The sequence below is a fragment of the Marisediminitalea oceani genome, assembly GCF_003731635.1.
Lineage (GTDB): Bacteria > Pseudomonadota > Gammaproteobacteria > Enterobacterales > Alteromonadaceae > Alteromonas > Alteromonas oceani.
In genome coordinates, this window is sequence record NZ_RCUA01000012.1 from 68,366 (window position 1) to 88,268 (window position 19,903).

The window sequence follows — 19,903 nt, forward strand, 5'->3', positions numbered from 1 at the left end:
CTGTCATGGAAGAAAAGCAATACCCCTTTATATTGTTTGATCTCGACGGCACGCTGGTAGACAGCGTGCCGGACCTCGCCTATTGCGTGGATATAGCCATGCAGGCGGTAGGTTTGCCGCCCCGCGGCGTAGACGCAGTGCGCTGCTGGGTGGGCAATGGTATCGAGAAGCTTATGCAGCGCGCGGTATCAGGCACTATGGACGAGCAACCCGACGAGCGCTTGTTTACCCCTGCCTACCAAGCATTTCTGGCTGCTTATAAAGCGCATAACGCCAAGCGCAGTACGGTTTATGAGGGCGTGATACCGGCCCTGGATTGGTTAACGGCAAACGGTTATAAACTTGCCTGCGTGACGAACAAAGCCGAAGCATTTACCTTGCCTTTACTGGCAGAGAAAGGGCTGAACCATTATTTTTCGGTAGTGGTAAGCGGTGATACCTGCGCGCATAAAAAGCCTCACCCGGATCCTTTGCTGTTTGCGTTAGATAAACTGGGTGGTAAGCCGTCGCAAGCGCTGATGATTGGTGATTCAAAATCCGATATTCATGCGGCGAGAGCCGCTGGTTGTGCGGTCTTCGCGTTACCCTACGGATATAATCATGGCGAGGACATTCAGCTTTATTACCCGGACAAGGTGCTAGACTCGCTGGCCGAGTTACCTGCCATTGTTGCGCCCGGTCAATAACATCGGGCAAGTCATCATGAACAGGATGGTAAGCGCCCACGGTTTTGGTTACACTTGCCGCATTGCATCAGCCGGCTCAACATTCTTTCTCGCGCTTTCAGGGTGTTGAGATCCCGGACTCTAAAAAGAAGAACTTACCCATGTCAGAACAACAAACACCAAACAGTGAAGAAACCAGTTCATCTGAACAATCGACGCACTTCGGCTTTAAAACAGTCGACCGGACTAAAAAGGCGTCTATGGTAGCCGGTGTCTTTGATTCCGTTGCAGCTAAATACGATGTCATGAACGACTTTATGTCGATGGGCATTCATCGTTTATGGAAACGCTACACTATAGACTGTAGTGGTATTAAGAGTGGCCATAAGGTGCTCGATCTGGCTGGTGGTACCGGAGATCTGGCTGCTAAGTTTTCCCGATTGGTTGGTCCGACTGGTCAGGTGGTTTTGGCTGATATTAACCATTCCATGCTATCGGTTGGTCGTGACAAATTGCGTGATAAAGGCGTAGTTGGCAATGTCGACTATGTGCAGGCAAATGCTGAAGCCCTGCCATTTCCGGACAATCATTTTGATTTGGTAACCATGGCTTTTGGCCTGCGTAATGTTACCGATAAAGATAAAGCGCTGGCCTCCATCTTCCGGATTCTGAAACCCGGTGGCCGCCTGTTGGTGCTGGAGTTTTCCAAACCCACCAACGAAATGCTGTCGAAAACCTACGACTGGTATTCATTTAATATTCTGCCCACCATGGGACAACTGGTTGCTAACGACCGCGAGAGTTACCAGTATCTGGCTGAGTCTATTCGCATGCACCCGGATCAGGATACGCTTAAATCCATGTTTGAGAATGCGGGCTTTGAACACTGCGATTACCAGAATCTGACCGGTGGAATTGTAGCCTTGCACCGGGGTTATAAATTTTAATGCCCGCGCTACCTCTGCTTACTGCCACTATTGAAACAGCACTGAATAAAGTGCTGTCGCTTGATCCTGACGCTGCGGCAAAGCTAAGCCAACTGCAAGGCAAGCGACTGGTAGTTGAGCTTGACGACCTTAAGCAGCGCTTTGCATTGGTGTTTTCCTGCAAGGTTGATGTGCTGGCTCTGGCCGATGCGCCGGGCCCGGCTGGCGATGATGAATGCGTTATCAAAACCCGTTTGAGTGTTCTACCCAGCCTTCGAGACACCAGTCAGTTAACCCGGTTGATTAAAAGCGGTGAGCTGGAAGTGAATGGCGAGCTGGCAATTGCTCAGGCGTTTTCTGGTTTACTACAGTCACTGAATATTGATTTGGAAGAGCAACTGGCCATTCGAACCAACGATGTGATCGCTCACGAGTTATTTGGTTTAGCAGCCAAAGCCCAGGCGCAGCTGCAGAAAGCTGGCCGCAAAGCCGAGGCCATTCTGGGTAGCGCGCTTACCGATGAAAAACAACTGGCGGCCCATAAACTGGCGGTGATGCATTTTTCCGATCAGGTGAGCAGTCTGCGTGATGATGCCGAACGTTTCGAAGCGCGTCTTGAGCGACTGGAACGGAGCAAACAGTAGGAACTATGCAGTTACTGAGGATTTACCATATTAACCGGGTCATGCTCGAGCATGGTCTGGACGAACTGATCCCTGCCAAGTGGTTGCCCTGGTATGTGCGCTTGATGCGCATGAGTATCTTTTGGATCCGTAACCAGCACAAAGAGAAAAATGCCGGTGCCCGATTAACCCTGGCATTACAGGCTTTGGGACCGGTGTTTATTAAATTTGGTCAGATGTTGTCGACCCGGCGTGATTTATTGCCGCCGGAAATTGCCAACGAGCTGGCCATGCTGCAGGATCGGGTAAAACCGTTTGACAGTGAGCGCGCCACGGCCATTATTCTTAAAGCGCTGAACATTTCTTCTCTCGATCAGGTGTTCAGCGAGTTTAGCGAAGCACCTCTTGCCTCGGCCAGTATTGCCCAGGTGCACGCAGCGAAACTGAAAGACTGCAACACCGACGTGGTAGTGAAAGTACTGCGCCCCGATATTCGCAAAACCATTAAAGCCGATACCGAACTGATGCTGACCTTTGCCAAGGTGCTGCAGAAGTGGTTACCTGATGGTAAGCGTTTGCGCCCGGTTGAAGTGGTTAAAGAGTACGAAAAAACTATCGTGGACGAACTCGACCTTAACCGCGAAGCGGCGAACGGTATGCAGTTAGGACGTAATTTTGAAGGTTCCGAAGCCTTATACGTGCCCAGTATTTACAGTGATTACTGTACTAAAAACGTGTTGGTGATGGAGCGCATCTACGGCATTCCTATTTCTAATATCGAAGCGCTGATAGAGCAGGATACCAATCTGCGAATTCTCGCCGAGCGCGGCGTTGAGGTGTTCTTTACCCAGGTATTCCGCGACAGCTTTTTCCACGCAGACATGCATCCGGGCAATATCTTTGTATCGCGGGAAAACCCGCAAAATCCGCAGTACATTGCCATCGACTTTGGCATTGTCGGCACCCTCAACCAGGAAGACAAGCGTTACCTGGCCGAAAACTTTATTGCGTTTTTCAATCGGGACTACCGGAAAGTTGCGCAGTTACATGCCGATTCTGGCTGGGTACCCTCGGATACCAATATCGATGAATTCGAGGTGGCTATCCGCACAGTTTGCGAACCTATTTTTCAAAAGCCGCTGGCCGAAATCTCGTTTGGTAATGTGCTGGTTCAGCTATTTAATACCGCACGGCGTTTTAATATGGTGGTGCAGCCGCAACTGGTGTTGCTGCAAAAAACACTGCTTTATATAGAAGGCCTCGGCCGCCAGCTGTATCCGCAGCTTGATTTATGGCAGACTGCCAAACCTTTCCTGGAAAACTGGATGCGCGAGCAAATTGGTGTAAGAGCAATGTTTTCCAAGGTGAAGTCTAACTTGCCGTACTGGAGCGAAAAGCTGCCGGATATGCCGGATTTGCTGTATGACACGCTTAAACAGGTGAAACACTTCCCGGAAAAACAGCAACAGGCCAATGCCGCATTATTGCAGCAACAAAAGCGGGCACAGAAGGCTCTGCACTTTAGCATTGTGGGCGCTACGCTCATTATTGTGGCGGCGATTCTGCCCTTGTATCCGGCTCACTGGAGCCTGTCGGCCGGGCTGGCTTTACTGGGTGGTGGGTGCTGGTTTGTGGCCTGGTGGAAGGGCCGTCGCTGAGTTCTTAAGCTCACTGAAGGGCCAAATTTTGCAGGCGAATCAGTTATTTCTATATGACCTTAAAATTAATTTTTAATGAATTTATAAGAGTTTGGGTGATTTTAGTATCAATTTACTCAGGGTGTGGTTATAGTGGTATTGTTCTTTAAATAGTTGTGCTTTCGTTCGTTACTAACGTCGCGCAGTTATAAACGCTAATGGAAGTTAGCGCTGTATGACCTGTTTGATAGTTTTGCCGTGAGTCACCCCTAGTTAAAGAAGCAAGTTCGTGTCACATGGCACAAAGGTTTTACAGAGTTTTTTTGAGGTTTTCATGTCTAAAGTAACTGGTACCGTTAAGTGGTTTAATGCTGAAAAAGGTTATGGCTTTTTAACGCAGGACGACGGCGGTAAAGACGTATTTGTTCATTTTCGTGCAATCATCTCCGATGGGTATAAAACCCTGGTAGAAGGTCAGAAAGTTCAATTTGAAGTTGAACAAGGACAAAAAGGTCTGCAGGCGGCTAACGTACAAGCCATCTAAATAATTTGTGAGGCCCCTACCGAAAGGTAGGGGCCTTCTCTATTCTGAACCATCACTCTGGTGGTTTACCGGTAAACCAATCACACTAGCTGTGAGCGGTACGCTTACGTCCTGCATGGCGAATGTGTGTAAAGAGCATAGTGGCCATGAAGCGCGTTTTTCAGTTTTTCTTATTATTCATTTGTTGTTTTCAGTTATCTCCTTCTTTGGCAGATGATAAGCCCGTGGTGTCTGTTGGTTCCCATACCCTGACAGAAAGCGACTTTAAGCCTACTGAAGAAGAACTGGCCAGTCTGCAAGAGGATCCCATGGGCGCAGAGCGCCGGGAGTTGCAGAACTTCACTAAGATTGTTGAGTTTGTTGAGCACCACTTTGTGCGCGACTATGCTGCCAACAACAACCTGACGGCCGCACCGGAATTTGTTGCTTCGTTTAAAGAGGCTTTTGGCAGTGAGTCGTTAAACGGTGAGAAACTCGACGAACTGGCCGAGTTTGCCGCCCTGCAATTTGCTGTAGATGCTCATTTATATAAAACACACGGCGGTCGCGTGGTGTTTGACCATAGTCACCCTATGTTACCAATCGAAGCGTATTTTAATGCGTATAAGGCATACAGCGAAAAACAGCAACTGGTGTTTTTCGATAAAGAAATCGCTAATACCTGGTGGCTTGGGTTTGTCAGGCCCAACGCCGTTGAAATCCCCGCTGGGGATGTTGATTTTAGCCTGCCATGGTGGCACAAGCTGGGCTAGTAATCTTACGCAAACAGGTTGGTAGAAAAATACCGCTCAGCGCTATCCGCCAGTATGGCGACAATGGTTTTGCCCTGAAATTGTTTCCTGCTAGCCAGTGCCAGAGCTGCGGCAATAGTGGCGCCGGATGATATGCCTGCCGCCATACCTTCTTTTCGGGCCAGTAGCCGGGCGGTTTCAATCGCCTGCTGACAATCTACAGTCAGCACCTCATCAATCAGGCTGCGATCCAGGCCCTTTGGAATATGCCCTGGATTAACGCCCTGAATAGCATGTTCGCCCCCTTCGCCTTTGCTTAACAACGGGCAGGCGCTGGGCTCCGCTGCAATGATTTTAATTGCCGGGTTGTGGACTTTCAGAAAGCGCGCCATGCCAGTGATCGTGCCGCCGGTACCCATACAGGCAACGAGCGCCTCAACGTGTCCGTTAGCTTGTTGCCATACTTCACGCGCCGTGGTGCTCTGGTGCGCGGCGGCATTGGCAGGATTGGCAAACTGGTCCATGGATACCGCACCTTTTATGTCACCTAACAGAGCATCCGCGTAAGCAATGGCACCGGGCATGCCATCGCCCCGGGGCGTGGTAACTAAACTGGCGCCATAATGCCGGATCATTAATTGTCGTTCGCTGGACATATGTTCTGGCATAACAATGGTAACCGGGATGTCGTATACAGCGCCTAACCAGGCACAGGCCACCCCGCTGTTGCCAGAGGTGGCTTCAATAATATGCCTGACATTGCCGTTATGCTGGCGTAACAAATCTTCCAGCATAGAGAGCGCGGCCCGGTCTTTTATCGAACCCGCTGGATTGAAATATTCCAGCTTGGCCAGCACAGTAGCCCGGGTACCCCGCATTTCAGGTAAGCGGTTGAGCCGCACCAGTGGTGTATTGCCAATAGTTTCAGTAATACACTGGCGAAAAGCGTTAGGCTGAGAGTACGCCGCTGGTGAATCAAACATATCAGATATCCGGTAGAGCAATGAAAAGAGACTAAAAGTATGCTCTGTTAGCTAAGCAAAGCGTTGCTAAAAGTTTCGATAAATGTCATGGTTGGTGAATATTAAAACTCAATAATTAAATTTTATTAGAAAATAATTCTATGGATGCCACCGATAAAAAAATACTCGCCCTGTTGCAACGGGACAGTGAAATAGCTGTACAGGAAATTGCTGAGCAGGTCGGGCTTACCACCACACCCTGCTGGCGCCGCATTCAGCGCCTGCAGCAGCAAGGGCCAATCAGCCGCAAAGTTGCCCTGCTTGATGCCGAAGCGCTGGGTTTAAAGCTTACCGTCTTTGTGCAGGTAAAAGCTGCCCGGCATGATGAGCAATGGTTAAACGAATTCGCCCGGCACTGTAGCGCTTTTGAGGAAGTGGTAGAGTTTTACCGGATGTCCGGCGAGTATGATTACATGCTCAAGGTGATGGTGGCGGATATGCAAAGCTTTGATCACTTCTATAAGCGTCTGATCAAAAATATGCCCATGGGAGATGTCACCTCGAGTTTTGCGATGGAACAAATAAAGTACACAACGGCGCTGCCTTTAAGCGGGATTTAGCCAGGCTACAGGCCGTAAAGTGTATAATGCTGCCCATAAAAGCTAACTATAAAAGCTTAACTACAGCGACCCTACAAATACGATAAACAGGAGATGAGGATGTCGGTTAACCCTTATTGGCAGGATATGTTAATGCTGGATGCTCAACTGAGTGATGAGGAGCGTATGCTGCGTGACTCGGCCCATCAGTTTTGCCAGGAAACCCTGCAGCCAGGTATTTTAAGCGCTAACAGGGAGGGCCGGTTTGACCCTGATATTATGCGCCGGTTTGGCGACATGGGATTACTGGGCGCCACCATCAATGGTTATGATTGTGCCGGTGTGAGCTATGTGGCCTATGGGCTGATTGCCCGTGAAGTCGAGCGGGTAGACAGCGGTTATCGCAGCGCAATGAGCGTGCAGTCTTCACTGGTTATGCATCCTATTTATCAGTTTGGCAGCGAAGAACAAAAACAAAAATACCTGCCTGAGCTCGCCAGTGGCGAGATGATTGGTTGCTTTGGTTTAACCGAACCCAATGCCGGCTCGGATCCGGCCAGTATGGAAACCCGGGCTGAACCGGTTGCTGGTGGCTACCGTATCAGTGGGAGCAAAATGTGGATCACCAATTCACCTATTGCTGATATTTGTGTGGTGTGGGCTAAAAATACGGCGCAGGATAATGCGATCTGTGGCTTTATTCTTGAGCGCGGTATGCAAGGGCTGTCTACACCAGAAATTAGCGGTAAGTTGTCGCTTAAAGCCTCTATCACCGGCGAAATAGTCATGGACGAGGTGTTTGTACCTGAGCAAAATAGGCTGCCCGGGGTAAGCGGTCTGAAAGGGCCTTTCAGCTGTTTGAATATGGCCCGTTATGGTATCGCCTGGGGCTCCATGGGCGCGGCTGAGTTTTGCTGGCATGCGGCCCGGCAGTATGGTCTGGATCGTAAACAATTTGGCAAGCCACTGGCGCAAACTCAGTTGTTTCAAACTAAACTGGCAGATATGCAAACCGAAATTACGCTTGGTTTACAGGCGGCACTCAGAGTCGGTCAATTGATCGATACAGGGCAGTTTGATCCGGCTATGATATCCCTGATAAAGCGCAATAACTGTGGTAAAGCGCTGGAAATTGCCAGAAAAGCGCGGGATATGCACGGTGGTAATGGGATCTCTGACGAATACCACATTATGCGGCACATGCTGAATCTGGAAACAGTGAATACTTACGAAGGAACTTACGATATTCATGGCCTGATACTCGGCCGTGCGCAAACCGGCTTACAGTCATTTTTTTAACGTTGAAAGAAATTGGCAGTAGGCACGGTCTGTTAAAATGAACCAATCATAAAGGCAAGCACCATGTCACAAACGTACTCACAAGGTACAGTGCAACAAAGCGTATCAACCCGACTAAAACTCATTGCCGGTCCCGACGCCAAAGGGACCTACGTGTTTGAAGACAGTCGCGGCGAGTTCCGGCTGTTTATGGCTACTACTACAGACCCCTTCAGCAGTGTTGAAGAAATCCTGCAAAACGGCGAGTGGGTTGGTCAGTGGCGTGGCTCGCAGTGGTAAACCTTCTTTCTGACTTTTTTGAGGTACTGCTTTCAAATTGCTAATCGATTGACAAATAGCCCCTTTTGCCGATACTGGCGTTTAAACTTCATAATAAAAAGGAATTCTTGTGAAGAAATTAGGGGCATTTATCCTATCAGCGTATCTGGCCACAGGCAGTGTAGCTAAAGCTACCTCGCTTACCAGCGAGCACGCAAAGAGCGAAGAGAGCGCATGCCGACATCATCCTACCGAGTTACTCAATTCACTGGAAAGGCGGCAAACCGTTTTCCAGCAAATTACTCAGGACATTCTGGTCAGAATGGATGGCAGGAGTTGGAGCCGGTTTGTTAATACAGCCTTTTCCAACAAACCGTCATTTGAGCTTTCGCTGGCTGATGGCTCGTTTTTTATTAGTCCTGATCCAACAAAACAGTCGCTAAGAGCCACCAGAATCTATGGAGAAGGAAATGCTATTACCTTTGAAGTTTCTGCTGCGGGCGGGTTTAACGCTTCGAGCCATAATCCTGAGTTAGATTTTAAGATACATCCCTTGCTTTCCAGCATTGATGGTGTTCAGTTTTCTGACCTGCTGGTAGCAAACAGCGTCATGTCTCTTGACGACACATTGATGTCGAACTGCTGGCGGTCGTTCATCGAGACAAAAGGTGCCTTAGTGGAGCCCCATCCATCCGATCCATCAGAAGGTGATGGGTCATATACAGATCCGTTCAAAGGCCCGCATAGAAAAGCGAAAACCGCAGGGTGGTGTGTGAATACTTATAAACTTTGTCTGACCGAAATTACGGGTAACTCTCGCCCGGCTTCTTGCCAGGCGCCGGCTTACGTTACATCAAAAGGTTTGTGCGTAGGCTCGCTGCAGCGAGAAGAAGGACTTGCCGGATATCAATAAACTGGCTGATTTAACGTTTACCAACGCTGTAGCATGCGCTTGTAGACTTCGCGATCCAGTAGAGTGGTGCGGGGCAGTACCGGTTGGTCGTTAAGCTTTGCCTGGGCATCAGGCCAGCTAGTGAATTGCTCACCATTTATTACAAACAAAGAGGCTTCGCCTGGTTTGGTTTTATCCAGTGGCAGCACGCCCTTCTGCGACATCGGCGGTACATCGTCATGGTGCATTTGCGCGCTGGTTATCCAGTCTGCTGTGCCGTCACCATTGATATCCATGCTGGTCCAGCCTACTGCCATAGCAAGGTTAAAACGGCCATCGCGCTGGATATCGTGAATGTAACTATCAAATTTATCCAGCAGCTGTCGGGCATTGGGATAATCCTTGCGCAGGCTGATTGCTACCGCTGATTTGACCAACGGATAAGGTGAGACATATAAAGGCTTTTCACCATTGTTAGTAAGCATCCGGTTAAATTCGGCGATTACCAGCCAGTCTTCAAAAACATAATCTGCACGTTTTTCTGACAGTTGACTGAACATGTCGAAAAGGGCCGGATTACGCACCCAGGATACTGCCTTGATATTGCGCATTGCCGGCGTGTTGGCGATTCGGTTGGTGGTTGCCACCCGACTATTGCGAATGTGAGAAAACTGGGTGACTTCGTCGAGTGGATATTTACGGCTGGCGACATACAGCAGGGCGGGTAGATAGGCTTTGCTGTAGAGCAGGTTGTCCCGCTGTTCCTGCAGGGTAAGGTGAGCAAATTCGCCATCATATTTGCCAGTGAGCAAACCGCTGCCAGAAAAAGCAGGGCGGTCTACTGCCAGTGTGACTTCTACGCCGAGCTCGCTGAATGCCTGCTCAACCAGTTGATTGAGCCTGGCATTGTCGGTCTCTTCGCTAACCAGTGTGGGTAAGGGGTTAGCAACCAGGGTGATGGACGATTGCGCCGCAGCAGAGAAGGTTAATACCATTAACCACGCTGACAAAAGGCCAATCACCACACCGTTTAATTGCATATTAACCACACCTCTTTAATCATTACTCGCCAAACGCTCCGGCCGCACCCGGAAACACAACCGGGCTCTCAAAGCCATCTTTACTGACACTGGCTACGCCGAAGAAATAGTTATCTATCACTACGTTCTCCAGGGTAAATTCGGTCACATCGCCGACAAATCGACTAAACTGCCACTGCGGGGCGTCGGTGTAGCGCCAGTAAATCTTATAGCCGGCCAGATGCGGATTTTGGGCTTTGTCCAAAGCCTGCCAACTCAGGGTAGTAGAAGGTTCTACCGCTCCTTTAATGCTCACCTCGGCAGGCGGATTGGGAGCCCACGCCATACTGGCCAGGCTTACCGCATTCAGTGCAGTAAGTTTAGCAGCGTAATCAAAGTTAACCCCGTCAATGGTATCGCCGTATTTGATACCGTTCTCTTCGCGCAAGTCCTGGTGCTGGCGCACGTAGTTTTCGTTGGTTTCCATTATTCGAACGCCAGGAAAGCCGAGGTCGTTAAACGGACGGTGGTGCCCACCGCGGCCGAATCTGTCGAGGCGGTAAACCACCATGGTATCCAGATTAGGAATATAGCGGTCAGCGACTAAATCAATATAACGGGCCAGGTTGCGACTCGGTGAGTCTACCTCACCGCCGGTAAAGCGACGAATGGTGGCTTCGCGGTCAGTTTCAGTCTGACGCGTGCCTTCGGCAAAAATCCGGGCAGTGGTGTTGTTTATAACGCCATTGATCCCTTCAATGTTGCCAATCATGTCGTTATTCAGCACGGCTTTTAACCGCCAGCCATCTTTAGCGGCTTGTTCAGCCAGAATTTTACCGCCAAATAAGCCCTGCTCTTCACCAGACAGTGCGGCATAAACAATGCTGCCGTTAAAACGATACTGGCTGAGTACGCGGGCAGCTTCCAGCGTGCCGGCTACTCCTGAGGCATTGTCGTTCGCGCCGGGAGAGTCTGAAGTGGCATCCATCACATCAGATACCCGCGAATCAATGTCTCCCGACATCAATACATAGCGGTCCGGATCGCTGACACCGCGTTGTACAGCAATCACACTGACGACCTCAACCGGATCAGGAATGCGTTTTTCACCACTGATGGTAGCAGAGCTGTAATACACTTCCAGGCAATTGCCACAGGCGGCAGAAATGCGCTCAAACTCGGCTTTGATCCAGCGGCGTGCGGCACCAATGCCGCGTGTCTCAGACTCAGTTTCAGAGAGTGTGTGGCGGGTGCCAAAGCTTACCAGCTTCTCAATATCCTGTTCTATCCGCTGGGCAGAAACATTGGCTGCAATATCATGTAATTGCGGCTGATCAACATACTCAGGCTGGGCAGCCTGCAATGACAGAGTGGCGCTAAATGCCAGTAAAGTAAGTGGACGTATTATTTTCATTATAACCACCGTCGGTGCATGAAATTAAATAAACGCGTAGGCGTCGCCAAACAGGTTTTCTTTAGTCAGGCCACGCTCAAAGAAATCGTCGCGGGCTACCTTGGCCATGTCGAAGCGCCCGGCAATATAGACCTGTACGCCGGACAGGTCGGCGTAATCTGCCAGCACGGCATGGTGTACCCAACCCTTACGACCGTCCCAGTCATCGGCAGCGTTTTCGACTACCGGAATGTAGGTCAGGTGCGGATGGTGTGCAGCCAGTGAAATCAGTTCCTTGTGATAATACAGATCCTCAAGGTGCTTGCCGCCCCAGTACAGGGTGATTTCACGGTTTGGATTGACCTTCAGTGATTGCATTAAAATTGAATAGGTGTAAGAAAAGCCGGTTCCGCCAGCCACCAGAATCATTGGCGTATCGCCGTCTTGCAGGGTGGCCTGGCCATGCCCGCCGGAGATGAAAATGGCTTTTTCCTGACGCATGCGTTCGAGCACTTCGCCAGCATAGCTGTTACCCGGTTCGGCACCAATGTGCAGTTCCAGGCGGTTGTTGTCGTGCGCCGCATTGGCAATAGAGAAAGGACGTTTATCGTCTTCAGCCATGTGTACCAAAACGTACTGTCCCGATTGGAAGTCGAGAGAAACATCAGGGGTCAGATCAACCCGATAAACCGTCTTGGTCAGTGGTGCTATACCTTCAACCTGGCATCTAATTTGTGACATGTATTCAGAATCTCTTAATGTTTGTAGGTTTACTTTATTGTCCGGAATTTGCGCTGTTCATGATACCGAGTTCATCCCAGATTGCATCCACCCGGTCTTTTACCGCTTGCTCCATAACGATGGGTTCGCCCCATTCCCGGTCAGTCTCGCCAGGCATTTTATTGGTGGCATCCAGGCCCATTTTGGAACCCAGCCCTGATACCGGCGAGGCGAAATCAAGATAATCGATGGGCGTGTTTTCTATCATTACTGTATCACGGGCGGGATCCATTCGGGTAGTAATCGCCCAAATCACATCCTGCCAGTCGCGCGCATTAACATCGTCATCGCACACCACAACAAACTTGGTGTACATAAACTGACGTAAGAACGACCAAACGCCCATCATCACCCGTTTAGCGTGTCCGGGATACTGTTTTTTCATCGTTACTACCGCCATACGATAGGAACAGCCTTCCGGCGGTAGATAAAAATCAACAATCTCAGGGAACTGTTTTTGCAGGATGGGCACAAAAACTTCATTCAATGCCACACCAAGCACAGCAGGTTCATCCGGCGGACGGCCGGTGTAGGTTGAGTGATAAATCGGATCCTTACGGTGAGTGATATGAGTCACCGTAAATACCGGGAATTCGTCTACCTCGTTATAGTAGCCGGTGTGATCGCCATAGGGTCCTTCCGGCGCTGTTTCGTCCTGCGCGATGTAACCTTCCAGTACAAATTCGGCACTGGCAGGTACCTGCAAATCATTGCTCACCGACTTAACCACTTCGGTTTTATCGCCGCGTAACAGTCCGGCAAAGGCATATTCAGAAAGGGTATCCGGTACCGGCGTAACCGCACCAAGTATAGTGGCCGGATCGGCGCCTAAAGCTACAGAAACAGGATAAGGTTCGCCGGGATGGGTCTGACACCACTCGCGAAAATCCAGCGCGCCGCCGCGGTGCGACAACCAGCGCATAATGAGTTTGTTTTTACCCAGCACCTGCTGACGGTAGATACCCAGGTTCTGGCGTTTCTTGTGCGGGCCACGGGTGACAGTGAGTCCCCAGGTGATCAGCGGCGCAGCATCGCCCGGCCAGCAGTGCTGTACAGGCAGGCGGGTGAGATCAACCTCATCGCCACTTAACACTACTTCCTGACAAGGCGCCTTGCGCACTTCCTTGGCAGGCATATTCAGGACCTGCTTAAAAACCGGGAGTTTTTCCCACAGATCCTTGAGTCCTTTAGGCGGCTCTGGCTCCTTTAAATAGGCCAGCAGCTTTCCGACTTCACGCAGGGCTGTTACCGAGCTTTGCCCCATTCCCAGAGCCACTCGCTCTGGTGTACCAAACAGGTTCATTAATACCGGAATGTCAAAATCCACCGGGTTTTCAAACAACAGAGCAGGGCCGCCGGCACGCAGGGTACGGTCGGCTATTTCGGTCATTTCCAGTTTGGTACTGATTGGCTTGGTAATGCGCACTAAATCGCCGTTTTTTTCTAACTGACTGATAAAGTCGCGTAAATCTTTATACTTCATAGTTTGTGGCTATCCCAGCAGCGTGCTTTGGGTTTTTATGATACCCATCAAAACAGGATTATTTTCAGGAGTATACCATTAAAGACCCTGAGCCGATCACTCCCGGGCGTCGATTCTGCGTATTCTTGCCATAGGCGGTATACGCTGGTTGCGTTTTTGTTAATAAGGGTATTATATAAACATTGAGTGAAAGGTTTTAAAAACCGGTTGGTGAGCGCTAAATATCGTCATGACTTGTTGGCTAAACAAGCGCATACTGGCTATACAAATAAAAGAGAATAGTTGCCTGGAGTCCTTATGGCTTTTTCACACGATGTCATCGAAGAGCTAAACCTGTTACTGAAGTTTCCTGCTGAAAGTCTGATGCAGGGTTTAAAAATTCACCACGATGCCACCCAATCCATTGTTGAGGCGGCAGCCCGTCTGTATTCCAAAGGCCTGATAACCCAGGTGGACGGGGGCTATCTCACCGATCTTGGTATTGATGTGGTAGAGCACACGCGGCGCATTAACAGCGCCATGAATATCAAATTTAATTAGGTTTCACTCGGGCGTTTTGCGGCGGGATATGAGTTCCTACTGAGTTAATTTCACTACAGTACTTTTACCTATGAATTAGATGCTTTCAATTGGTTAACTAAAGGCAGCAAAAGCCGCTCTAGGGTGTCAGCATGCTTTACACTTTGAATTGAGTGGGATTTCAAGTGGTTGTAAATATTGAATTTATTTTTTGGCATGTTCTGTGCTATAAATTCTGGGCAGATGATTATGGATGGTAAATCAGCAGGCTATCTATTTTGTTCGTGTTCAAGAAGTGAGACTAAATAAAGCTGTGTCTCCGTAGTTAAGGAACTGTAGTAATGAACTTCAAAAAATTATGCAAAAGTGCGTTGTTGGTCACTGGTATTCTGGCCAGTTCTGCGGCAAGCGCAACGGTTATTCTCTCAACCGATTTCGACGGCCGTACAGTCAGCGGTAACACAGCCAGTGATCTAACATGGACTACAAATGGTGTTATAGCACCTGGAGTATTAGCCGCAAATTCAGGGTCAGATTCGTTTTCACTTTTCGATACTGCAGCAGCACAAGACCGTTTCGCTGTAGACCGTAACTTGCACAATGAAGGCAACTGGTTCACTGACATTACTTTCATGATGGCTAATGACTTTGCTTCTGTAAGTCTTTCAAGTGTCTCATTTGATTCCATTATTTTTAATAATAGCGGTAACGTACAAGGCGTACAGCGTGATTTGGATTTTACAGTTGAGCTGTTTGACGATTTAGCATTGGGCCCGATTTTTTCTTATGCGCAAAATAATATTTTTGCTGCAAATGGTTCAAATTCTCAGCCTGTGAAAAACATCAGCTTTGACAATTTAGCTGTGTTGTTGCAGCAAGACACCGAATATACTTTACGAATTACAGCTTCTGGGACTGGTCCTGGTAATAATGCTGGAATTGATAATTTTGTACTCTCCGGTGATGTAAGTCCTGTTCCCGCGCCTCAGGCCTTTGCATTACTAGCGCTGGCTATTGCTGGAATTGCTGTTCGTAAAGCAAAGCGTTCATAAAATAATCATGCAGCCTTAGTGTTGCATCATGCGCCAGGCTAACCGCGTTTCGCTTCAGCATATCAAGCATTTTTTGTGTGAATCGAATTGCGACGAACCTGGCGCAGATACTAATTTCCTTTTTCACACATTAGCTGATTTCTCTCTTCCGAGCCTTAACTTCGTGCATGGCCCAATCTCTGTTCTATTATCTCGTAGTTGCTATACTGAACTTAAGGTTCGGAATAATTCCTTTAAAGCTTGCTTGGCTTTAAAATCTATCTGAGTAGCTCTGTGTGTTTTGCTAGAAGCTAATCTGATTGGTACAGGACCTATGTGTTATGGTTTGTATAATTAATTAGGTTTTTCGAACCGCGGCCGATAAAACGCCAAGAGGCGACGAGTTAGCTGGAAGAATGTGATATGCAGAACAAAGGTGGTTTATTACTGATGCTCTCAGTCCTGTGGCTGGGAGTCGGTAGCGCAGTGCAGGCGCAGGAGATTAAAGCGGTACAGCTTTATACTCAGGACGAGCTGATCAACATGATCAACCGTAACGAGCATCTCAACCGGGTGGTGATGGATCGCTGCCAGTTAAACCAGGATATTGAAGCCCGGGCTGAAGTGCTCAAAGTACCTGCTTATCAGTTTTTATGGGGCGATATGCTGGCCTGGGGGGTTTGTGTTGAAGCCGATCCGGAAAGGGGCGTTGACTTTATGCGTCAGGCCGCCGACCAGGGACTGCCGGCCGCACTTGAGCAACTTGGTCGCTATTACAGCAAAGGCACGCTGGTGCAGCAAGACCGCAAAAGGGCGGTGATATTTCTGCGCGAAGCCTCAGCACTGGGAAACCTCAAAGCTCAGATGCAACTGGCCGAACTGTTTATCGACGGTTACGGCTCTCCCTATGATTATCAGGATGCTTATCAGTGGTTGTACAACGCCGTTACGGCAGATAAGCAAACTCATCAAACTATTGCTACCTATCTGAAAGAGCTTGAAAAGCTTATGCATCCCCGGGCAGTGAGGGCCGCACGAACTCCCCTCGATTCGTAATCCCGATGCCGGTTTGAGCCAGTAAAAGAAACTGCCGCAGTGTAGTTGGTTTCCTGTATACTTCAACAAAATCATAGGATTAAATGATATTTGGAATAGGGCAGTGCAGGTAAACCAACAGGAAATCGATGCCGTTGAAGCAAAGCTTAATGGGCAACATGGATTAAAAGCGGCGCTGGCCGTGGCATTCTGGTCGGTACCCATTCTGGTACTATGGTACGGGCTTTATTTGTATGACGACCGCTTCGCACCGATTATGCTGGCACTCAGTGGCGCGGCAATTGGAATTGTGGTGCGGTTCTACGGCCGTGGTTATCAACTTTCCTTCGCTGTAATGGCATTTATGGCCCATCTTGCTGTGGTAGTGGCGGCTTTTATGTTTGGCCTCAGCCTCGGTGAGGGCCAATCGGTCCGGGCTTTTATTTTAGCGGGCCTGTACGGCGTTGGCGCCTGGTCGGCAGCCTACATCGGCAGATTAACTATTCCCTTCGAGCAGCACCGGGCATTTTACGTCCTCACCGAAGAAGCCCCACACGACAGTAGCAGGCGGCTGAGAAATCGTTGGTTTATAACTACGCCGCTGGCGCTTTCAGGGTGTTGCCTGACCCTCACCGTTTCTTTATTCGCTTTAACCGGTTTTGAGATTTTCCGCGCCACGCAATCCCATCACGAAAACCGGATGGCTGAGCGTGAAGCCTTTGAGGCACGGGCAATTGAGGTGACATCTGCCCACCTTGATACGCTGCCGACCGACGAAGCAATGCGTCACGCTTTTGCTTTTTTTGCCGGCCAGCTGCCAAACAAAAGTGGCAACCGCTACACCCGTTATCCAAAGTCTGACTACAAAGCAAAGCGCGTCTTGTCTTACCTCAGCGAAGAGCGCGGTAATGTGAGGGCGAAGTTTATTCTGGGTCGGCTTACCTATAACGAGAACGGCTTAAGCCTGATCCAGCAAGCCGCCGACGAAGGCGATATTTATGCGAAGATCCATGTGGCATCGGAGTTTGGTTGTTATGGAGAGCCTGATAAAGCCAAACAGCTGCTTAATATGCTGGCGAAAACCACCAATGATAAAAGTGCGCTGGATGAAATTTATTCGGTGTTAAGTGTAGGCTTTGAACAGATTTGTGCAGAATACCGGATCCCGGATTTTGCGCAGATGTATATTCGTTGAGTCTGTCATGATATCAACAAAGGGCCGGTTGAGGCCCTTTGCGTAAAGTGCTTAATTGACAAACCGCTCGGTGTGGCGGGTGAAAACGGTGTAGTTTTCGTTGCTGATGTTACTTACATAGTGCCACTGGGTGGTGACCATGGAGAGGGTAAATGTCATGGTCATGTAGCCCCGCTCATGAAGATTGCAGTAACTGAGATCGTCAATTAACAGGGGCAAAGCATCGGCCAGTCGTTTAGCCTGTGCTGTGTTTAGCCCCAGATAATCTTCCATGCCGGGTGACGAAACGCTTGGCGTCGCATACTCCATAGCCACGGTCTCGCCGCGGTTGTTAGTAAGCTTATTCACCCAGCCATTATGGGTATCCCCGGCAATTACCAGTAACGATTTTTGCGCATCCGAGAACATGCTGAGTACTTTGTCACGCTCTGCGGCATAACCATCCCAGGCATCAAGATTGTAAGGGAGTTTGGTGGCTAAACGGGCCTGTTCTACTTTGCTCAGGGTAGCGCCCGCCTGTTGCTTTTTGAGCAGACCAAGCAGACCTTCAATAGCACCTGCCACGGCTTCACGCTCGCTGGTTAGTACCTCAGCAGGATAATGCATCTTACCCATCAGGATCTGCTGCCCCAGCACCTGCCAGCGGGCACTGCTTTGCTTAACTTCATCGGCCAGCCAGTTAAACTGGGCCCTGCCCAACAATGTGCGATCCGGATTATGTAGCGCCTGCATAAATGCTTTGCCATCAAACTGACCATCGGCCTGCTTATAATCGGCCATGTTAAGCTGCTTTTCACGACCAATTACCCGCGTATCAAGCATGTACAGGTTTACCAGATTGCCAAATTCAAAGCTGCGATAAATCTGCGGGTTATCATAGCCCATGGGCGGACGAATCGGTAACCATTCGTAATAGGCCTGAATAGCTGCGGTGCGCCGGGCAAAAAAATCGCCTTCGTCGGCCGAGTGGTTCTGTGCACCCGACATATAGGTATCGTTGGCAATTTCGTGATCATCCCAAATAGCGATAAAGGGCTTACGCTGATGCAGTAATTGCAACCCGTTGTCCTGTCGGTAGGTTGCATAGCGCAACCGGTAATCCTTGAGCGTTAGCAGCTCCCCTTCGTTACCCGGCATAAAGTCGCGGCCTATGGATTCTGCGTTGGCCGTGGCATAGCCGCCTTTCGGGTATTCATAAATGTAATCGCCAAGGTGCAGCACTACATCAACTTCATTATCTTCTGCGGCTGCTTTATAGGCATTAAAGTAACCGGCCGGATAATTAGCGCAGGAAAAAACAGCAAACTTCAGCTTATCCATTACACCCGTCGCCAGAGTGCTGGTGGTACCGGTTACGGAGCGGTTTTCACTGGTAAAAAAGCGGTAATAGAACGACCTTCCCGAGGGCAAGTCCTGAACATCAATTTTAACCGTAAAATCGTTGTTGCGCGTGGTTTTTGCCACGCCGTCTCGCAGCGGTGAAGTAAAGTCCGGCGAGGTGGCAATTTGCCAGCGTACATAACCGCTGTCGTCATTGTCTGCCGGTACCGCTCTGGTCCACAGGATCACGGCACTGGGAGTTGGATCACCACTGGCTACGCCGTGAGTAAATTCAACGGCCGGGAAATATTCTTTGGTTTCGGGGGCTGATGCACAACCGGTTAACTGGGTCGACAGAGTAAGAGTACCGCCGAGTAAAGAAGAAAGTTTAATAAAATGTCGTCTGTCCATGGCGCTTTAATAACTAAAGAAAAAGAATGCTCACTGTAGCTTAACTGGCCCCGCTTGCCTACCTTCTGTCGCCAATCGTAATGCATTGCAATTTAGCTCGGGCTGGACGATAGTTAACATTACACTTTGGCTAATCAGTGAGGGCAGCATATGGAACTCGGCGCATTTTCGGTAAGCTTATCGGTGAAAGATATCCATACTTCTAAGGCATTTTACGAGAAGCTGGGCTTTAGCGAGTCTGGCGGTGACATTAATCAGAACTGGCTGATAATGCGCAATGGAAAAAATGTTATCGGACTGTTTCAGGGCATGTTTGAAGGCAATATACTGACCTTCAACCCCGGTTGGGATCAGGACTGCCATCCACTGGAGTCATTTACGTCGGTGCAGGATATAGAATCTGCCCTGACTGATGCCGGGGTAATCCTGACCAAGAAAACTAAATCAGACTCATCCGGGCCTGACAGCATCGCCATGAAAGATCCCGACGGCAACGCCATCCTGATTGATCAGCATGTCTGAATTGCGGTAAACAAAACTGCATATCAGTTCAGTAGCATCGCTGACATATTTGTTTACAA

21 protein-coding genes are annotated in these 19,903 nt (G+C 49.3%); 15 read left to right on the forward strand and 6 right to left on the reverse strand.

Annotated elements, in window-relative coordinates; genetic code table 11:
- The first annotated feature begins 5 nt into the window (after positions 1–5).
- From D9T21_RS03720 to D9T21_RS03745, 6 genes are all read left to right on the forward strand, one after another.
- Positions 6–686: a phosphoglycolate phosphatase gene (locus D9T21_RS03720; protein ID WP_123323789.1), complete on the forward strand. Its 681-nt coding sequence runs from the start codon at positions 6–8 to the stop codon at positions 684–686.
- A 140-nt stretch (positions 687–826) separates the two neighbouring features.
- The gene (gene ubiE / locus D9T21_RS03725; RefSeq protein ID WP_123323860.1) at positions 827–1,612 is read left to right on the forward strand and encodes a bifunctional demethylmenaquinone methyltransferase/2-methoxy-6-polyprenyl-1,4-benzoquinol methylase UbiE; all 786 of its coding nucleotides are present in this window, start codon (positions 827–829) and stop codon (positions 1,610–1,612) included.
- Complete coding sequence (locus D9T21_RS03730; protein ID WP_123323790.1) at positions 1,612–2,235, forward strand: ubiquinone biosynthesis accessory factor UbiJ; 624 nt, start codon at positions 1,612–1,614, stop codon at positions 2,233–2,235. The genes ubiE and D9T21_RS03730 overlap by 1 nt, the downstream gene beginning before the upstream one ends.
- Before the next feature lie 5 nt (positions 2,236–2,240).
- Entirely contained in the window at positions 2,241–3,872 is a 1,632-nt protein-coding gene (ubiB, locus tag D9T21_RS03735; protein WP_123323791.1) for a ubiquinone biosynthesis regulatory protein kinase UbiB, read from the forward strand.
- A gap of 313 nt (positions 3,873–4,185) precedes the next feature.
- Complete coding sequence (gene cspE, locus D9T21_RS03740; protein WP_105932863.1) at positions 4,186–4,395, forward strand: transcription antiterminator/RNA stability regulator CspE; 210 nt, start codon at positions 4,186–4,188, stop codon at positions 4,393–4,395.
- 146 nt (positions 4,396–4,541) lie between these two features.
- A complete protein-coding gene (locus D9T21_RS03745; RefSeq protein ID WP_123323792.1) occupies positions 4,542–5,147 on the forward strand; it encodes a hypothetical protein in 606 nt (201 codons plus the stop codon).
- A gap of 5 nt (positions 5,148–5,152) precedes the next feature.
- Here D9T21_RS03745 and D9T21_RS03750 read toward each other — a convergent pair whose 3' ends face one another.
- A complete protein-coding gene (locus D9T21_RS03750; RefSeq protein ID WP_123323793.1) occupies positions 5,153–6,109 on the reverse strand; it encodes a PLP-dependent cysteine synthase family protein in 957 nt (318 codons plus the stop codon).
- 140 nt (positions 6,110–6,249) lie between these two features.
- Between D9T21_RS03750 and D9T21_RS03755 the strand changes: the two genes are divergently transcribed.
- The 4 genes from D9T21_RS03755 to D9T21_RS03770 all read left to right on the forward strand — a co-directional run bounded on the left by D9T21_RS03755 (position 6,250) and on the right by D9T21_RS03770 (position 9,157).
- The gene (locus tag D9T21_RS03755) at positions 6,250–6,708 is read left to right on the forward strand and encodes an Lrp/AsnC family transcriptional regulator (protein WP_123323794.1); all 459 of its coding nucleotides are present in this window, start codon (positions 6,250–6,252) and stop codon (positions 6,706–6,708) included.
- A 99-nt stretch (positions 6,709–6,807) separates the two neighbouring features.
- Positions 6,808–7,986, forward strand: a complete 1,179-nt coding sequence (locus D9T21_RS03760) for an acyl-CoA dehydrogenase (RefSeq protein WP_123323795.1) — start codon at positions 6,808–6,810, stop codon at positions 7,984–7,986.
- Between the two features lie 63 nt (positions 7,987–8,049).
- The gene (locus D9T21_RS03765; RefSeq protein WP_123323796.1) at positions 8,050–8,265 is read left to right on the forward strand and encodes a hypothetical protein; all 216 of its coding nucleotides are present in this window, start codon (positions 8,050–8,052) and stop codon (positions 8,263–8,265) included.
- Positions 8,266–8,374: 109 nt separating this feature from the next.
- Entirely contained in the window at positions 8,375–9,157 is a 783-nt protein-coding gene (locus D9T21_RS03770; RefSeq protein WP_123323797.1) for a hypothetical protein, read from the forward strand.
- A 17-nt stretch (positions 9,158–9,174) separates the two neighbouring features.
- Here D9T21_RS03770 and D9T21_RS03775 read toward each other — a convergent pair whose 3' ends face one another.
- From D9T21_RS03775 to ubiD, 4 genes are read right to left on the reverse strand one after another with little or no spacing between them, the layout of a single operon-like run.
- Complete coding sequence (locus tag D9T21_RS03775; RefSeq protein ID WP_123323798.1) at positions 9,175–10,176, reverse strand: substrate-binding periplasmic protein; 1,002 nt, start codon at positions 10,174–10,176, stop codon at positions 9,175–9,177.
- Between the two features lie 22 nt (positions 10,177–10,198).
- Positions 10,199–11,569, reverse strand: a complete 1,371-nt coding sequence (locus tag D9T21_RS03780; protein ID WP_123323799.1) for a M28 family metallopeptidase — start codon at positions 11,567–11,569, stop codon at positions 10,199–10,201.
- A gap of 24 nt (positions 11,570–11,593) precedes the next feature.
- Positions 11,594–12,289, reverse strand: coding sequence for an NAD(P)H-flavin reductase (gene fre, locus D9T21_RS03785; RefSeq protein ID WP_105932796.1), 696 nt, complete (start codon positions 12,287–12,289; stop codon positions 11,594–11,596).
- Positions 12,290–12,323: 34 nt separating this feature from the next.
- The gene (gene ubiD, locus D9T21_RS03790; protein ID WP_123323800.1) at positions 12,324–13,811 is read right to left on the reverse strand and encodes a 4-hydroxy-3-polyprenylbenzoate decarboxylase; all 1,488 of its coding nucleotides are present in this window, start codon (positions 13,809–13,811) and stop codon (positions 12,324–12,326) included.
- A 297-nt stretch (positions 13,812–14,108) separates the two neighbouring features.
- Between ubiD and D9T21_RS03795 the strand changes: the two genes are divergently transcribed.
- The 4 genes from D9T21_RS03795 (at position 14,109) to D9T21_RS03810 (ending at position 17,591) form a co-directional block, all read left to right on the forward strand.
- Positions 14,109–14,351, forward strand: a complete 243-nt coding sequence (locus D9T21_RS03795; RefSeq protein WP_105932794.1) for a TIGR02647 family protein — start codon at positions 14,109–14,111, stop codon at positions 14,349–14,351.
- Positions 14,352–14,671: 320 nt separating this feature from the next.
- On the forward strand, positions 14,672–15,382 hold the full coding sequence (locus D9T21_RS03800; RefSeq protein ID WP_123323801.1) for a hypothetical protein: 711 nt from the start codon (positions 14,672–14,674) through the stop codon (positions 15,380–15,382).
- A gap of 429 nt (positions 15,383–15,811) precedes the next feature.
- Positions 15,812–16,417, forward strand: coding sequence for a tetratricopeptide repeat protein (locus tag D9T21_RS03805; RefSeq protein WP_241155616.1), 606 nt, complete (start codon positions 15,812–15,814; stop codon positions 16,415–16,417).
- A gap of 103 nt (positions 16,418–16,520) precedes the next feature.
- Positions 16,521–17,591 (forward strand): hypothetical protein, encoded by a 1,071-nt coding sequence (locus D9T21_RS03810; protein ID WP_123323803.1) that lies wholly within the window; start codon positions 16,521–16,523, stop codon positions 17,589–17,591.
- A gap of 51 nt (positions 17,592–17,642) precedes the next feature.
- On the opposite strand, the gene D9T21_RS03815 is transcribed toward D9T21_RS03810, so the two are convergent.
- On the reverse strand, positions 17,643–19,322 hold the full coding sequence (locus D9T21_RS03815; protein ID WP_123323804.1) for an alkaline phosphatase D family protein: 1,680 nt from the start codon (positions 19,320–19,322) through the stop codon (positions 17,643–17,645).
- Positions 19,323–19,472: 150 nt separating this feature from the next.
- Between D9T21_RS03815 and D9T21_RS03820 the strand changes: the two genes are divergently transcribed.
- Positions 19,473–19,844 carry a VOC family protein gene (locus D9T21_RS03820; RefSeq protein WP_123323805.1) on the forward strand — a complete coding sequence of 124 codons (372 nt, stop codon included), beginning with the start codon at positions 19,473–19,475 and terminating at the stop codon, positions 19,842–19,844.
- Positions 19,845–19,903 lie beyond the last annotated feature (59 nt).

Coding starts and splice junctions, on each gene's coding strand:
- D9T21_RS03720 (WP_123323789.1), top strand. CDS start 6: ATGGAAGAAAAGCAATACCCCTTTATATTGTTTGATCTCGACGGCACG.
- ubiE (WP_123323860.1), top strand. CDS start 827: ATGTCAGAACAACAAACACCAAACAGTGAAGAAACCAGTTCATCTGAA.
- D9T21_RS03730 (WP_123323790.1), top strand. CDS start 1,612: ATGCCCGCGCTACCTCTGCTTACTGCCACTATTGAAACAGCACTGAAT.
- ubiB (WP_123323791.1), top strand. CDS start 2,241: ATGCAGTTACTGAGGATTTACCATATTAACCGGGTCATGCTCGAGCAT.
- cspE (WP_105932863.1), top strand. CDS start 4,186: ATGTCTAAAGTAACTGGTACCGTTAAGTGGTTTAATGCTGAAAAAGGT.
- D9T21_RS03745 (WP_123323792.1), top strand. CDS start 4,542: ATGAAGCGCGTTTTTCAGTTTTTCTTATTATTCATTTGTTGTTTTCAG.
- D9T21_RS03750 (WP_123323793.1), bottom strand. CDS start 6,109: ATGTTTGATTCACCAGCGGCGTACTCTCAGCCTAACGCTTTTCGCCAG.
- D9T21_RS03755 (WP_123323794.1), top strand. CDS start 6,250: ATGGATGCCACCGATAAAAAAATACTCGCCCTGTTGCAACGGGACAGT.
- D9T21_RS03760 (WP_123323795.1), top strand. CDS start 6,808: ATGTCGGTTAACCCTTATTGGCAGGATATGTTAATGCTGGATGCTCAA.
- D9T21_RS03765 (WP_123323796.1), top strand. CDS start 8,050: ATGTCACAAACGTACTCACAAGGTACAGTGCAACAAAGCGTATCAACC.
- D9T21_RS03775 (WP_123323798.1), bottom strand. CDS start 10,176: ATGCAATTAAACGGTGTGGTGATTGGCCTTTTGTCAGCGTGGTTAATG.
- D9T21_RS03780 (WP_123323799.1), bottom strand. CDS start 11,569: ATGAAAATAATACGTCCACTTACTTTACTGGCATTTAGCGCCACTCTG.
- fre (WP_105932796.1), bottom strand. CDS start 12,289: ATGTCACAAATTAGATGCCAGGTTGAAGGTATAGCACCACTGACCAAG.
- ubiD (WP_123323800.1), bottom strand. CDS start 13,811: ATGAAGTATAAAGATTTACGCGACTTTATCAGTCAGTTAGAAAAAAAC.
- D9T21_RS03795 (WP_105932794.1), top strand. CDS start 14,109: ATGGCTTTTTCACACGATGTCATCGAAGAGCTAAACCTGTTACTGAAG.
- D9T21_RS03800 (WP_123323801.1), top strand. CDS start 14,672: ATGAACTTCAAAAAATTATGCAAAAGTGCGTTGTTGGTCACTGGTATT.
- D9T21_RS03805 (WP_241155616.1), top strand. CDS start 15,812: ATGCTCTCAGTCCTGTGGCTGGGAGTCGGTAGCGCAGTGCAGGCGCAG.
- D9T21_RS03815 (WP_123323804.1), bottom strand. CDS start 19,322: ATGGACAGACGACATTTTATTAAACTTTCTTCTTTACTCGGCGGTACT.
- D9T21_RS03820 (WP_123323805.1), top strand. CDS start 19,473: ATGGAACTCGGCGCATTTTCGGTAAGCTTATCGGTGAAAGATATCCAT.